Source organism: Methanogenium organophilum, assembly GCF_026684035.1.
Lineage (GTDB): Archaea > Halobacteriota > Methanomicrobia > Methanomicrobiales > Methanomicrobiaceae > Methanogenium > Methanogenium organophilum.
Genome location: NZ_CP113361.1, coordinates 1,818,236 through 1,833,053, shown reverse-complemented (window position 1 = coordinate 1,833,053; position 14,818 = coordinate 1,818,236). Strand labels below are relative to the sequence as shown.

13 protein-coding genes are annotated in these 14,818 nt (G+C 52.8%); 5 read left to right on the top strand and 8 right to left on the bottom strand.

Annotated features, from left to right (window positions below; genetic code table 11):
- Nucleotides 1-4 precede the first annotated feature (4 nt).
- Nucleotides 5-547 carry a manganese efflux pump MntP gene (locus OU421_RS09045; RefSeq protein WP_268185775.1) on the top strand — a complete coding sequence of 181 codons (543 nt, stop codon included), beginning with the start codon at nucleotides 5-7 and terminating at the stop codon, nucleotides 545-547.
- 786 nt (nucleotides 548-1,333) lie between these two features.
- On the opposite strand, the gene OU421_RS09040 is transcribed toward OU421_RS09045, so the two are convergent.
- From OU421_RS09040 to OU421_RS09025, 4 genes are all read right to left on the bottom strand, one after another.
- A complete protein-coding gene (locus OU421_RS09040) occupies nucleotides 1,334-1,765 on the bottom strand; it encodes an ACT domain-containing protein (protein ID WP_268185773.1) in 432 nt (143 codons plus the stop codon).
- Nucleotides 1,765-3,066 (bottom strand): phenylacetate--CoA ligase family protein, encoded by a 1,302-nt coding sequence (locus OU421_RS09035; RefSeq protein ID WP_268185772.1) that lies wholly within the window; start codon nucleotides 3,064-3,066, stop codon nucleotides 1,765-1,767. The genes OU421_RS09040 and OU421_RS09035 overlap by 1 nt, the downstream gene beginning before the upstream one ends.
- A complete protein-coding gene (locus tag OU421_RS09030; RefSeq protein ID WP_268187890.1) occupies nucleotides 3,063-4,358 on the bottom strand; it encodes a phenylacetate--CoA ligase family protein in 1,296 nt (431 codons plus the stop codon). Before OU421_RS09030 ends, OU421_RS09035 begins: the two co-directional genes overlap by 4 nt.
- Nucleotides 4,359-4,548: 190 nt before the next feature.
- Nucleotides 4,549-5,142: a DUF308 domain-containing protein gene (locus OU421_RS09025; protein ID WP_268185771.1), complete on the bottom strand. Its 594-nt coding sequence runs from the start codon at nucleotides 5,140-5,142 to the stop codon at nucleotides 4,549-4,551.
- Nucleotides 5,143-5,356: 214 nt separating this feature from the next.
- Between OU421_RS09025 and cas1 the strand changes: the two genes are divergently transcribed.
- Nucleotides 5,357-6,289 carry a CRISPR-associated endonuclease Cas1 gene (gene cas1, locus OU421_RS09020; protein WP_268185770.1) on the top strand — a complete coding sequence of 311 codons (933 nt, stop codon included), beginning with the start codon at nucleotides 5,357-5,359 and terminating at the stop codon, nucleotides 6,287-6,289.
- A gap of 196 nt (nucleotides 6,290-6,485) precedes the next feature.
- Here the strand turns inward: cas1 and OU421_RS09015 are convergent, their stop codons facing one another.
- Nucleotides 6,486-6,785: an acylphosphatase gene (locus OU421_RS09015; RefSeq protein ID WP_268185769.1), complete on the bottom strand. Its 300-nt coding sequence runs from the start codon at nucleotides 6,783-6,785 to the stop codon at nucleotides 6,486-6,488.
- A gap of 116 nt (nucleotides 6,786-6,901) precedes the next feature.
- Here OU421_RS09015 and OU421_RS09010 point away from each other — a divergent pair, with 116 nt between their 5' ends.
- On the top strand, nucleotides 6,902-7,402 hold the full coding sequence (locus tag OU421_RS09010) for a HEAT repeat domain-containing protein (protein ID WP_268185768.1): 501 nt from the start codon (nucleotides 6,902-6,904) through the stop codon (nucleotides 7,400-7,402).
- 2 nt (nucleotides 7,403-7,404) lie between these two features.
- Here OU421_RS09010 and OU421_RS09005 read toward each other — a convergent pair whose 3' ends face one another.
- Nucleotides 7,405-8,133, bottom strand: coding sequence for a thymidylate synthase (locus OU421_RS09005; RefSeq protein WP_268185767.1), 729 nt, complete (start codon nucleotides 8,131-8,133; stop codon nucleotides 7,405-7,407).
- Between the two features lie 158 nt (nucleotides 8,134-8,291).
- On the opposite strand from OU421_RS09005, the gene OU421_RS09000 reads away from it, so the two are divergent.
- Nucleotides 8,292-12,158 (top strand): DNA-directed DNA polymerase II large subunit, encoded by a 3,867-nt coding sequence (locus OU421_RS09000; protein ID WP_268185766.1) that lies wholly within the window; start codon nucleotides 8,292-8,294, stop codon nucleotides 12,156-12,158.
- Nucleotides 12,159-12,271: 113 nt separating this feature from the next.
- Here OU421_RS09000 and OU421_RS08995 read toward each other — a convergent pair whose 3' ends face one another.
- Together OU421_RS08995 and OU421_RS08990 are read right to left on the bottom strand one after the other, a co-directional pair.
- Nucleotides 12,272-12,409, bottom strand: a complete 138-nt coding sequence (locus tag OU421_RS08995; protein ID WP_268185765.1) for a hypothetical protein — start codon at nucleotides 12,407-12,409, stop codon at nucleotides 12,272-12,274.
- 401 nt (nucleotides 12,410-12,810) lie between these two features.
- Complete coding sequence (locus tag OU421_RS08990) at nucleotides 12,811-12,987, bottom strand: hypothetical protein (RefSeq protein ID WP_268185764.1); 177 nt, start codon at nucleotides 12,985-12,987, stop codon at nucleotides 12,811-12,813.
- Between the two features lie 430 nt (nucleotides 12,988-13,417).
- Between OU421_RS08990 and OU421_RS08985 the strand changes: the two genes are divergently transcribed.
- Complete coding sequence (locus OU421_RS08985; RefSeq protein WP_268185763.1) at nucleotides 13,418-14,719, top strand: APC family permease; 1,302 nt, start codon at nucleotides 13,418-13,420, stop codon at nucleotides 14,717-14,719.
- Nucleotides 14,720-14,818 lie beyond the last annotated feature (99 nt).

Here is a 14,818-nt window from a genome sequence, read left to right as displayed (position 1 = left end):
AGGTTTGCAGGCACCGGAACTCTTAATCATCGCCATCGGCCTTGCGATGGACGCATTCGCCGTTTCGGTTTCTGCAGGCATCACCACCAGACAAAGGCTTGCAAAGACCGGCGTCATGGCTGCGGCGGCATTTGGTGGATTCCAGGGAGGCATGGCCATACTCGGATGGTATGCAGGCAGTGCCGTCTCCTCGTTTCTCACAGGATTCGGACCCCTCATCGCATTCCTGATCCTCGGCGGCATCGGCATCAAGATGATCTATGAGAGCCGGGAAGAAGGGACGGGCGAAAGCCCAATTGAGACCCTCCCCGCCCTCACGATAATGGCGATTGCAACATCAATAGACGCCCTCTTCGCCGGGATGGGCATCGCCCTTCTAGGTGAGCCGGTGCTGATTCCAGCGGTTGTCATCGGGGCCGTTGCTGCTGTCCTCTCGTTTGCGGGCGTCTTTGCGGGGAGAAGGATCGGCCACCTGATTGGCGAATATGCCGAGATCGCAGGCGGATTGATCCTCGTGGCGATTGGGCTGAAGATTTTATTTTTGTGAAGGGTTTTGTCACAATGCCGCGGCATCGCCCGAACGATGCCATCTAAAACACCGTGACGGGGTGACCGGACAGAAGATAGAAGACAGGACAACCGGCCTGATGAATGGCCAAAAAATTGTAACCCAATCCTGTTTTTGCAGAATCTGAGACTAAATTGACCCCCGTAACCAACACAAACGGATGCGTCCAAAATATGGCTATTTTGTGCGCTGTTTTCAATAGTGGATGATTATTTCGAAATATCACGGGCCCCAATTATCGCCGTTTTTGAGAGAACGCATGGGACAGACCATGGTAAGAACGGGCCACTCCGACCATCTGTGTGGATGCATTATTTTGGGGATTTTTCACGGTTTTTTAGGTTATTTATGCGTTTCTTTACCTGCAAATGTAATATGAAATTTCAGTGGATCCCAATGCCATTTGGCTTCTGGAGGTCTTTCATGGCCAAAAATTTCCAAAATGGTCGGAATTGAATTTGACCGTTGGGTTAAATTTGTTGATATAATGCAAGTTTATTATCAGAATAACAGTGTTGCCTGAAATTCAGGTCCAAAATGAGGATATTTCGGGAGATTTTTCCAAATACCCGGAACGGTCAAATTCTGTTCCGTCTCAATCTGAGAAATCTGAGTGGATTGGCAAACTTAGGGTGAATACCCCGCATTATCTGTAGGAGAGGAAGAAGAGAGGTATCCACCTGCCCCAGTACCAGTTTAGAACGTGAAAACCCGGATAATATGCCGGGATCAGAAATACAGATAAGCGAAAAAAAGCAGAGTGTATTAAAATTCATCCGCACCCAGGAGCGTCCCCCCGCGTGCAAGAATCTTCTCCACAGCAGCGTCCACTTGGTCCACCCGGAGAATGAGCACTGCTGCCTCACGACCTGAGTAGGCATACGAATACTCGATATTGATCCCTGCCTCCGATAGGATGGCGGCCATCTCAAAGAGACCCCCGGGCACATCCCGCATCTTCACCGCGATGACATCGGTGAAAGAGACCATGAACCCCATCGCATTGAGTTTCGTATAGGCGGCCTCCGGCTTATTCACCAGTGCCCGCACGACACCAAACCCGTTTGCTTCAGCGATGGAAAATGCGAGGATGTTTATCCCCTCATCCTGCAGGGCGCCTGCAATTGCGGCAAGCCGCCCCGGTTTGTTCTCGGAGAAGACCGAGATCTGTTTGATAGTGTATTGTGTAACATCCATTACAGAACCCTCCTGTCAATGACACGTTGTGCTTTTCCCTCGAACCGCGGCAGTGACCCCGGTTCACTGATCTCTACATCAACACTTACGTTGAGCATATTCTTAAGCGTGTGTCCTACCTTGCGGCGTATATCCAGAATATCGTTGATTTTGTCAGAGAACGCCTCCGGATTGAGCTCCACTTTGACAAGCATATGGTCAAGGGCACCCACCCGGTCCACTTCAATCATGAAATTGCCGGAGACCTCGGGGATGCCGAGGAGTGCATGCTCCACCTGCGATGGGAATACATTGATGCCGCGGATAATGAGCATGTCATCGACCCTCCCGGAGAGGCGGGCGATACGCGGGTGCGTGCGGCCACACTGGCAGGGCGTGTGATCAATTGATGTGATATCGCCTGTCCGGTAGCGGATGATGGGAAGCGCCTCTTTCTGGAGAATGGTCACCACCATCTCACCCTGTTCTCCGTCCGGCACGGGACGGCCGGTCTCCGGGTCGATGATTTCGACCAGAGCGATATCACTCCACATGTGAATCCCGTTCTGCTCGGCACAATCCGTAAACATCGGGCCGGACAGCTCAGAGGTGCCGTAGATGTTGTAAGCCTTTATGCCCATCTCTTCTTCAATACGCTCCCGCATCTGGTCGGACCAGGGTTCTGCCCCGAGAATCGCTCTCTTCAGGCGGGTGTCATCTTTGATGGAGATGCCCATTTTCTTTGCCGTCTCACCGATATGCACCAGGTACGAAGGGGTGCAGCAGATGGCCGTCACCCGTAAATCCTGCATCAGTTCAAGCTGGCGTTCGGTATTGCCCACTGATGCCGGCACCACAGAGGCACCGATGCGTTCTGCCCCATAGTGAAGGCCGAGGCCGCCCGTGAAAAGGCCGTAACCATACGCCACCTGCACTACGTCGCCGCGACCGACACCGCATGAAGTGAGGGCACGTGCGAGAGACTCGGTCCAGTTCTCCAGGTCATTTTTGGTGTATCCCACCACCGTCGGTTTTCCGGTTGTTCCGGATGAGACATGGTAGCGCACCAGTTCCTCCGGGTCTGCCGTGAATATCTTATCAGGATAGTTGTCCCGCAGGTCGGACTTCACCATATACGGGAGCTTCGCCACATCCTCCAGTCGGGTGATGTCGTCGGGGTGAACCCCGTGGGCCACCATCCGTTCGTGATAAAAGTTCGAAAACGAGTACAATCGATACACCAGTGTTTTCAGGAGCTTAAACTGCATTTTCTTCAGTTCAGCTTCCGGCATCAGTTCCATATTCGGGTCCCATGCAATCATAGTTCATTACCTCTACGGTCAACAACCCGCTTGGCCTTCCCCTCATAGCGGGGCAGGGAATCCGGTTCAACCAGTTGCACACGTGTACGGAGGTTGAGTGCCTCTTTTAATGCCCCCACAATGCGGTTCTGCGCACGGGTCAGGTCTTCAAGTTCGCCCTTAAAGGCGCTGCGGTTCATCTCCACTTCAATCGTCATCTCGTCCAGATGGTTCACCCGGTCCACATAGACGAGGAATTCATCGCCTACTTCGGGCACGGAACGAAGTACATGCTCTATTTGGGACGGGAAGACATTAATCCCCCGGATAACGAGCATATCATCACTCCTGCCGTGGAGGCGGGCGATCTTCATCCCGCGTCCACAGGGGCATTCCTCTTCCAGAAACATCGTGATATCCCCGGTCCGGTAGCGGAGAAGAGGCATCGCCTCCTTCACAAGCGGGGTGACCACCAGTTCCCCACGTTCACCGGGCCCGAGAACCTCTCCTGTCTGCGGGTCGATAATTTCTGCGAGGTACATGTCATGCCAGATGTGCAGCCCGTTTCGCTCCGGGCACTCAAATGCCGCACCCGGCCCGTACATCTCGGACATCCCGTATGAATCATACGCGGTAACCCCGAGTTTTCCCTCCAGCATATTGCGCATATTGTCAGACCAGGGTTCTGCCCCGAAGATCCCGGTCTTCAGGGTGGGAAGCGTCGTCCCCATCTGCTCCGCAACTTCTCCGATGTGCATCGCATAACTCGGTGTGCAGTGGATGGCAGTCACGCCAAAGTCATCGATCATCTCAATCTGCCGCCGGGTGTTGCCCGTAGCGCTCGGGATGACCGTCATCCCGACCTTCTCCGCACCGTAATGGAACCCGAGTCCCCCGGTAAAGAGACCGTAGTTTACCGCATTCTGGAAGACATCCTCATCCGTAAGACCGATCATCGTCAGGTTGCGTGCAATGAGTTCAGACCAGTGGTCAAGATCCTGCCGGGTATATCCTACCACCGTCGGTTTCCCGGTCGTCCCGGACGTGGTGTGGATACGCACGACCTCCTTCATCGGCACCGCAAAGAACCCGAACGGGTAGCCACCCTGCAGATCAGTCTTTTTTGTGAAGGGCAGTTTCTGTACATCCTCGACAGTACTGATATCTGCAGATCCCACACCCACGTCCTTCAGCATCTTCTGGTAGAACGGCACCTTCTCTGCCTGTTCCACGGTTTTTCTGAGCCGTTTTGCCTGAAGAGCATGCAATGCATCACCCTTCAGAGTCTCCATCTCCCTGTTCCAGTATTTCATCCTGATAACCAACTGATTATGCCGGGACAGGCATATGTGAATGCCTGTATCATCCGGCCACATATCGTACCCCGGGGGCTTATGCAGTACCCGCGATAACCGTAGTATAAACTATGCAGTGATTAACTGAAAAAAGATTGCTATGCCGTAGCATAGCACACCAGATCTATGGTATTTTCTATTTCCCTGGTTACATCCCGGATTCGTGCATGGCCTTCTTCATCTCAGCCTGCATGATAAAACCGAGAACGATAGTTGCAATTCCGATGATGAAGGCAAAGAGTCCCAGCACCCATATGAACGCTGCAGTCAGTGCAAGCGGATAAATGATGACATAGATACCGAACACCAGGAAGAGAATCCCAATGATGAAGAAGATAATCCTGTACCAGTGGAATTCTGTTGCAGTGAATGCCGTGTAAAGCGCTGAAAACCCGGAAATAAACGCCCAGAGTCCCAGCATAAAGGCAATCGTCAGACCCAGCACCGTCATATTCATCAGCGCCAGGATACCGATGATGATGCCGATAATCCCCAGAATAACCATGAGAATCTTCCGTCCACCAGAATCCTTGCTTACAATTGACTGTACGATAGCAGACAGACTGTAGAGCACGATGATAATACCCAGCAGTATTGCAAGCAACTCAACGACAATTTCAGGAAAGAGCATCGCAAGACCGCCTAATATAATTCCGACAAGGCCCTGGAGGATAAAAACCCACCAGGCAGCAGAGATGAGTTCATCCCCGGAAATCATCATTTCTGTTTCTTGAAATTCCATGTAACATTGAATGCATATAAACAATTTATATTTTACCCGGCAATAAAGGGTAATTTAACATATGAAAGGAAATCCGACCATTTATAGGCAAAATCATTAGAAATTAGATCTTATTTTGCCATGTGGAGGATAAATTGGTCCTAAAAACGCAAACGATGACTTAATGTACTGAGAAAAAGGAGTACTTGTATAACAGCATTTATCGTGTGTACATATGACGAGCGAACACTCCTGGCATGTTGTGGCGGGTTTCGGCGCCCACATTAAGTCAACCGGAACAACACTCAGTATTCTCTACAAAGGCGAACAAAAGGAGTTTCCGCTCCCATCGGTACATCATCTGCTCCTTGTGGGAGGCCACAATATCCACACCTCTGCCGTGACACGTCTGCTGAGGCAGGGGTCCTCCATATCATTCTTCGATGCGGATGGAACACCGGTGGGTATGCTCAACCCCTTTGGCAGTGATGTGGGAGCTGACGTAAGAAAAGCCCAGCGGGCCCGAATGCCCCACACTTTTGCACAGGAGATTGCCAGGGCGACGCTGAAATCACGCCTGCTTGCTATAGAACGTACAGGAGACCAGCTGGGTGAGAACCTGTTTTACGAAGGAGAACAGGAGATCCTGCACAATCTCCTAAAAGACCTTGAATATCTCATCACAATGGACGAACTCCGCCGTGTGCATAAACTGGCCGGTGATATGTATTATGAGATCATGGCACGCAGCCTGTCACCGGAACTCGGGTTCCGCCGCCGTACAAAGCGCCCCCACCAGGACCCTGTCAATGCCATGCTCTCTCTCGGGTATGCCATGCTTTTCGGCAACACCATCGTCTCTGTTATCGGTGCATACCTCGATCCGGACTATGGATTTCTGCGGGAAGGAGAACGTTCGCTTGTGGCAGACCTCATTGATCCCATAAAGACCACTATGGTGGATGAAGTGGTCTTTTCCATCGCCCGTGCAGGATTAATTGACCGCAGATATGAGGTGAGCACCAAACGCTGCCATCTCAATGAAGAGGTAATAGACGCCCTGATCGCCCCCCTCAGAGAATCGATAAAACAGGAATTAATCGATAGTAATGTGCTCTCACTTTCCCAGAGCCTGATGGGAGACGGACCATTTTTCCTTGGATATTAAATGGATTATCTGAGGTGAGCGACAGACCCGTTTTGCCGCCATTTTGTCTCGGAAATAGCCCAAAAAACCCGGTTATATTCAATCTGAGTTCTGGCGGTTCGCCGGATGCCTGTTAAACCTGAGAAGATTCCAGCAGGAAAATACCAATGGTATTGACTGTGTGAAAGGTTGCAGGAACAGAGAGAATTATTTGAGTTCATTCCGCGAAAACAATGGAAAAACCATCAAAAACACAGTCCGTTTCATCCGCGATCCGGACATCACGGACAAGAGCACGGGGACATGAATAGAGAAGAGACACAAATTTTTCAAGAATAACCGGTTCTGCTGTGGCACGGATGGAAACCGTCCCGTCCGGGAGGTTCATCACGACGCCTGTGACTGCGAGATTTTGGGCTGTCTTCTTTACACATGCACGGAATCCAACGTGTTGGACCCGCCCGGTGACGATGATCCCAACTGTGCGCTGCAGAACCCCGGTCGCATCTCTCTCCATTATTTTCCTCTGCAGGTGAGTTAGGGTCACTTTACAGATAATATATTGGATTTCCTGTTCACCAGACCGAACAATAGATACCTGATCCTGTGAAACAGTTCTGTAATATGGGAGACATGGAAGAGATTGACGGATTAATTAAAACGATCCGGACAGGAGATCTTACGGCACGCCGTGAGGCGGTCAGTGCTGTGGTTGCCTTTGGTGGTGAAGCGGTGGACCCGCTTGTAGGTGCACTCATCAACGCAGAAGACAATGATGTTCGGTGGTACCTGACACGAGCGATCGCAATGATAGGCGCTCCTGCCATTGATTCACTCATCTATCTCATCACCATTCCGGATGACCCGGACACCGCACGGTATGCAGCAGCAGCACTCGGGGAGATGGGAGATGCAGCCCTTGAACCGCTCATCGAACTTCTGGATGATGACGACGCACAGGTCAGAGGATTTGCCGCCCTTGCCCTCGGGCGGATGGGTGAACCGGCAATAAAACGTCTGGTCGAAGTCATAGAAGAGTCCGAGGGGCTCCGCCAACGCTGCGCAAAGATGGTTTTGTACAGGATGGGCGGCGAGGGGACAGAAGCCCTCGCCCGCTCAGTAATGGAAGAATAAGTCTATATTTTTATATAGGCTTTATTATCCAGTTTTTTTATCAGATCTGCAAGCCCAAGACCATTCACATACTTCATCAGTTCCTCATGGTCGCGTTCATAGTAGATGTGTGCTGAGACAGAGGTATGCGAATACCAGCCAACCGGAAGACCGAGGGCATCTGCAATATGCTTCTGCAGATGGACGAGGGCATACATGTTCGCCCCAAGAGCTGAGAGCATATCATTGGAGCGGAATTCGACATGCATATTGAGTGCCCCGCCCCGCACCAGACACTGAATACGCTGAAGGCAGGGAGGGTTCTTTGATGCATCGTCATACTCCGGGTACCAGGTGATGCCTTCTGCCCGCCGGGATGCCGGGTCTGCCCTGAGTTTTTCAATGATGTAGGCCACCTGATCGATACCACCTTTGTCCCCGTCCCCGCGCGGATTTCCGTCCACATCCCTCCGGGGATAATCAAAGAGCCGGTCATGGTAGGTATAGACAAACTCATTGTCTGTGCCTTCGATGAGGTCATGCACATACTGCTGCATCGCCCGTTCGCCGAACATGTTATAGGGGCTCACAAGGTAATCCGCAAATGGTTCTCCTACATGAATATTGAAGGGTTCCGGCAGTTCCAGTGTCTTCTCACCATCTTCGGTGACCAGAAAATTCCCATACCGCACAATGGTTTTAATCACTTCTTCATGCGCCTTTCCGAGGCAGAATGCACGGACATTAAACATAACAGATATCACTCCGGAGGCACCGGGACAGCGGAAACGGTGCCTGCCTGTATATACAGACTCTATGCCACCCTTACACATCAAGATAACGAAGTCCGCCTGCATCACAGAGGCACCAACACAAATGATAATGAGTCTCCGGGAGAGACCACATCTGCATGCATGCGTCACCGGAGATGGAAGCTTACTTTGCCGGGCTTGAGGCAAAGCTCAAAGAGGCGATCGGGGTCGCCAATGAGGCGCGGGCAAAGGGAATTGACCCGCGGACAGCAGTGGAAATTCCGGTGGCAAACGACCTTGCTGACAGGGTGGAGGCTCTGCTTGGGTATACGGGAGTCGCAGCCCGGCTGCGTGAACTGGCAGAGACCATGCCGCGTGAAGAAGTGGCACTGAAGATTGGTGACGACTTCATCGCGCATATGTTCGGCGAGACCACACGTGAGGAGACACTGGACCATGCTATCCGGACATCAATGGCCCTTCTCACGGAAGGTGTGGTGGCAGCACCCACCGAAGGTATTGCCAAGGTGGGAATCGGCAAGAACGATGACGGGACCGATTACCTGAAGATCTATTATGCAGGGCCAATCCGGAGTGCGGGCGGAACCGCACAGGCACTCTCTGTTCTGGTAGGAGATTATGTCCGGCGTGGTCTCGGGATGGCGGCGTATATCCCCCGGAAAGAGGAGGTCGAACGCTATGTGGAAGAGGTCAAGAAATATAACAGCCAGGCCTCCCTGCAGTATCTTCCGACGGACGATGAACTCAGGGTAATAATAAAGAACTGTCCGGTCTGTGTGGAAGGAGAACCGACCGAACGCGTGGAAGTTTCCGGGTACCGCAACCTGGAGCGGATAGAGACGAACACTGTCCGCGGCGGTATGGCACTCGTCGTGGCAGAGGGTCTCGCCCTCAAGGCGCCGAAGATCAAAAAGACGGTCGATAAGGTGCACATGGAGGGCTGGGACTTTCTGGACATTATCATTTCAGGGGCATCAAAGAGCAAAGACGAAGACGAAGATGAAGGCGAGAAAAAACCCGGTGTCAAACCAAAGGACAAATACATCCGTGATCTGATTGCAGGCCGACCGGTCTTCTCATACCCCATGCGGGCAGGCGGTTTTCGGCTCCGCTACGGCCGGTCACGCAATACCGGGTTTGCAGCGGCCGGATTTAACCCGGCAACCCTGCATCTCCTCGGCAACTTCCTCGCCGTTGGTACCCAGATGAAGGTGGAACGGCCGGGGAAGGCGGCGGGTGTGGTCCCGGTGGATAGTATCGAAGGTCCAACCGTAAAACTCACCAACGGCAGTGTCCTGCGCATCGACAACGCTGAGACGGCACTCCGGCTGATGAGCAGTGTCGAAGAAATTCTCGACGTCGGCGAGATGCTTGTTTCATACGGTGAATTTCTGGAAAACAACCACCCACTCATTCCACCCACCTATTGCGAGGAGTGGTGGCGGCTGGACGGAGGCACCCATACTCCTGCTGATGAGACCGAAGCCCTTGCGATGGCGGCAGCGGGAGGCTACCTCCATCCCGCATACACCTATGTCTGGGACGACATCACCACCGCAGATGTCCGTGCCCTCTCTGAATGGGTGGCAGCCACTGGAAACATCACTGCTGAGGGGCTGACCCTGCCTGCAGATGCCCCGGAGAAACGGCACCTGGAAATTCTCCTCGTTCCCCATACCGTAACAGACGGGACAATTCTCATCGACACCCCGAAGGCACTCTGTGCCTGCCTCGGCCTTACCAAAGATCTGAAACAGAAACCGGAATGGGAGACTGCACCGGATGGTGACGGGCTCACCTGTGCCATGCACCTCTCAGGCCTGAAGATGCGGTCCCGTGCGGGCATCCGTATCGGCGGCAGGATGGGACGGCCCGGCAAATCAAAGGCCCGTGAGATGCGTCCTCCGCCCCATGTCATCTTTCCGGTCGGGGACGAAGGAGGATCACGCCGTTCATTCCAGGGAGTCATAAAAGGGAAAGACAACCATGCGGACACCATCCAGGCTGATGTCGGCCGAAGGCGCTGCCCCTCCTGTGGACAGGAGACCTATAAGAGTATCTGCAGTGAATGCGACACACACACAGAACCAGTCTTCACCTGCCCCCGCTGCAGTCGTGAACTCAAAGACGAGGATACCTGCCCGGTCTGCGGTGCAGAAGGTGTCTGTCAGCAAAAGGCAGAGATCAATATCAAAACAGAGTATACAAACGCCCTTACTGCACTTGGCATGCGCCCGGGCGAGGTCGAACTCCTGAAAGGTGTCCGTGGGCTTATTTCAAAGGAACGGCCCGTAGAACCCATTGAAAAAGGACTTCTCCGGCAAAAAAACAACCTTTATGTCTTCAAGGACGGCACCCTTCGCTATGATATGATAGACCTGCCGCTCACCCACATCCGGCCAAATGAAATCGGGGTCAGCGTCGAACGACTCGTTGAACTGGGCTACCCGAAAGACATTGACGGGGAACCCCTTACCCGGCCGGACCAGGTGTTGGAACTCCGGGCACAGGACATCCTTGTCTCTGAGGACTGCGCCGGATGGCTTTTGCGTGTGGCGAAATTCATCGATGAGATGCTCGTAAAACTCTACGGCCTGCCACCCTATTACAATGCAAAGAGTCGGGAGGATATCGTCGGCCAGCTGGTTATGGGTCTTGCACCACATACCAGTGCAGGCGTGCTTGCCCGTGTGATCGGTGTTTCAAAGGCCCCGGTGGGATATGCCCACCCGTATTTCCATGCGGCAAAGAGGCGCAACTGTTTTGCAGCTGATACGATGATCGAGGTCTTTGATGGTGCAGAGTGGCGCAGTCTTCCCATCGGCCACTTTGTGGTCGAAAACTTTGATCTCGACCGTCCCGGCCTCGATCAGGTGGGCACCTACTACTCGGACCCAAAGGAACCCTTCTGGGTGCATGCCCTTGACACAAATGGGGCCATTCACCTCCGGCAGGTGACCTCGGTCTCCATCCACCGGGCACCGGACCATCTGATCCGGTTCACCACCTCCCGGGGAAAACATGTGACGGTCACTCCTGACCATGCGATGCTCGTATCTGATTTCGCATACCAGCGCAAAGTCCGTGCGATGGAGCTGAAGGAGGGAGACCATGTCCCGGTTTCAGAAGGGCAGATGATGGTCACCGACCAGATTACGGCAAAGGAATACATTCCGAACCTTGGAGAGTATGTCTACTGCCTGACAGTAGCAGTTGACCACACGCTTGCGGCGAACGGGATCTTTACCGGCCAGTGCGACGGAGATGAGGACTGTGTGATGCTTCTGATGGACGGACTGATCAATTTCTCGCGGTCGTTTCTGCCGGAGACACGTGGTGGGTCCATGGACGCACCTCTGGTTTTGACCACCAAACTGGACCCGGCGGAAGTGGATGGTGAATCCCACAATGTCGATGCCTGTTCATCATATCCGATTGACCTCTACAACGCGGCACTGGAATACCGCCACCCGAAAGAACTCTCAAAAATTATTGACCATCTCGAAAACCGTCTGGGCACTCCCGGACAGTATGAAGGGGTCAGGTTTACCCACGATACCAGTGACATCTCTGCAGGGCCGCTTCTCTCCACCTATACCACGCTTACCACGATGACGGACAAACTGGAGGCAGAGTTTGAACTCGGAAGAATCATCCGGGCAGTGGACGAGGACGATGTCGCTGAACGGGTGCTCAAAACGCATTTCATCCCGGACATGCAGGGCAACCTCAACGCGTTCTCACGCCAGAAACTCCGGTGCCCGACGTGCAATGCCAAATACCGGAGGATGCCGATGGCAGGGAAATGCCGGTGCGGCGGGAAAATCATCCAGACCGTCCACGAGGGATCGGTGAAGAAGTACATCGATATGTCACGGAAGATATGCACAGACTATAATATCTCAGAGTACACCCGCCAGCGAATTGAGATGCTGGATATGTATCTAATATCAACATTTGGCGAGGAAAAGGAGATTCAGCTTGGTCTTGCTGATTTTATGTGAGAGGGCAAAGTCCTCTGCCCTGCCCATGGGCATGATGACGCCCGGATACCGGCATGCATGCAGAGGAACTGACGTCCGCATCGCAGCGGTCAGCAAAAAACCTAAAGTGAATTTCAGGATTGTACTCCCTCTTCTCCGGCTCCGGTCACCTGCGGCATTTTTCGTGATGTACTGCCGTTAACCTGTCGCCATTCTGCCGGTTCCCCCGTAACCGGACAGAATAAAACGCATTTGTTCTCAAGTGTTGTCATTGTGCATGGTTTCCGGCACATTTCGCATCTGAATATATTCATTTTTCAACCCCCGGTTTGAAAAACAATGGGGAACAGTATGCACTATCATATATAATGTACTGCATAATCGGTGCCAGGAAAAGTATCCGAACCGTGCATAACGGGCATATCTGAAGGTGCATCCGGATATCACGGAAGAAAGGCACGAATTGCTGCATCCCCTATGTATACGACGGCGTATCGGGATGAAAGACAGGTATCCGGTCTCACCCGTTGATGAGGACAGGGAGAATCACCTGAACATGTGGAATTTATGTGAGGGAGATACCTGCCTGCCGAATAGATGAAACTTCACATATTCCGGCATTCATGCGGGGACGGGCATACTCACCTCATGGGGTAGAAGAAATAAAAATGGTTTAAGATAGTGCTTCTTCGCCGGCTTCGGCAGTAAGCGGCATCTTCTGTGAAGCCCGGCCGTTGACCTTTCTCCACTCTGCCGCCCCACCCGTGACCGGACAAAAATCAGGTGATTTCTCATCCAGCGTAGTTATGGTACACGGTTTTGGACACAGTTCACATCTGAATATATTCATCTCTTCAACCCCCGGTTTTGAAAAAAACCGTAGCCTATGGTGCCCCCGGAAAAAGGATAAAAGTATACACCAGTGCAAACACAAAAACCGGCAAAAATAATTTAAATTAAGAATCCAACAGAAATATGCGATTAAATAAAAATGCCACAACCGTTATAAAATACCCTGATACCGGGAATATAAATACACGCATCCATGCATCAAAGGCTTCTCCTGGGTATCCATTATCGATCCCATTGGACGGCACAGGCTATCCAGCCTCTGATTTCTGCAAGATTATCTGTTTCAATCCGAAAAGACAGGGCATTTCTGCTGGAACGAGTCTGTGGAGGGTGCGCTGGCGGCAGATAGCACATCGGATGTGCGGCAGTATAAAACAACACACCGACGGACATATTACCCCCGGCGTCGATGCAGATTCAACAGACATATGGCACCCGACACGAATCCGTCCCTTCGGCGCACCCTGACCTTCCCGGAAGTTGTCATCTCCGGTGTCGGGGTTATTTTGGGAGCAGGCATCTATGCACTCATCGGTGAAGCGGCAGCGGTGGCAGGCAATGCCATCTGGATATCCTTCGTTCTCGCGGCACTCATCGCATCCTTCACCGGCCTCTCCTACATGGAGCTCTCGTCCATGTTTCCCGGTGCGAGTGCAGAGTACGAATATTCCCGCCATCCCTTCGGGAATCTGGTTGCATTTATCATCGGGATTATGGTGATACTCTCTGGCATTGTAGGGGCTGCGACTGTCTCCCTCGGGTTTGCCGGATACTTCTCCGGATGGACAGGAGCCCCTGCCCTCCCTGTGGCAGTGGTCCTCCTCGTGGCGCTCTGTATCATCCTTTTAAGCGGCATCCGGCAGTCTGCTGTCTTTGCCATCATCTTCACCCTGATTGAAGCCGGGGGACTCATTGGCATCATCATTATCGGCCTGCCATATCTCGGAACGGTTGATTATTTTGCGGCACCAGACGGTTTCCCCGGCATCTTTGCGGCGGCAGCCCTCATCTTCTTTGCCTACCAGGGCTTTGAGGAGATTGTCAAACTCTCGGATGAGACTGTCCGACCGGAAAAGACCATCCCTGCAGCCCTTCTCGTGGCAATCGCGATCACAATTATCCTCTACATTGCAGTCTCCCTCTCGGTGGTGAGTATCGGAGGATATGAGGCCATTGCCGGCTCACCAAATCCCTTTGCAGAGATTGCGGGTCAGGCGTTCTCCGGCGGCTATACACTCTTCACGGTCATTGCCCTCTTTGCAACGGCAAACACCGCCCTCCTGATGATGCTTGCCTCCTCACGGATTCTCTACGGCATGGCCAAAACGAAGACACTGCCTGAGGTGATCGCATATGTCCATCCCGGAAGGCGGACACCGATGGTGGCAATCGTGGGAGCTGCCATCGTCTCCATGTTCTTCCTCTTACCGGGGAATATCCGTGATGTAGCCCTGATTGCAAACTTTACCCTATTCATTACGTTCATCGTCATCAACGCCGCAGTGATCACCCTCCGTCGGACGATGCCGGACGTTCCCCGGCCGTACCGCGTTCCGGGGACAGTAGGACGCGTGCCTGTTCCCGCGGTGCTGGGGATTGTGACCTGCCTTTTCTTCCTGTTTCAGCTCGACTGGCAGATCCTCCTTATCGGCATCGTGCTTCTCGGGGGAGCTGCCTTCTTCGGTTGGATACTGGAGCGTAGAAAGATGGCTGAGGATGATAAAGCGTGAACAGCTCCGGCTCCGTCGTATAACAACAGGGAAGCGGAAAAAGTGTGTGGAAAGGAAACCCCCCAGTGTCCGCATCCACCGGAGCAGATATTGAGGGGA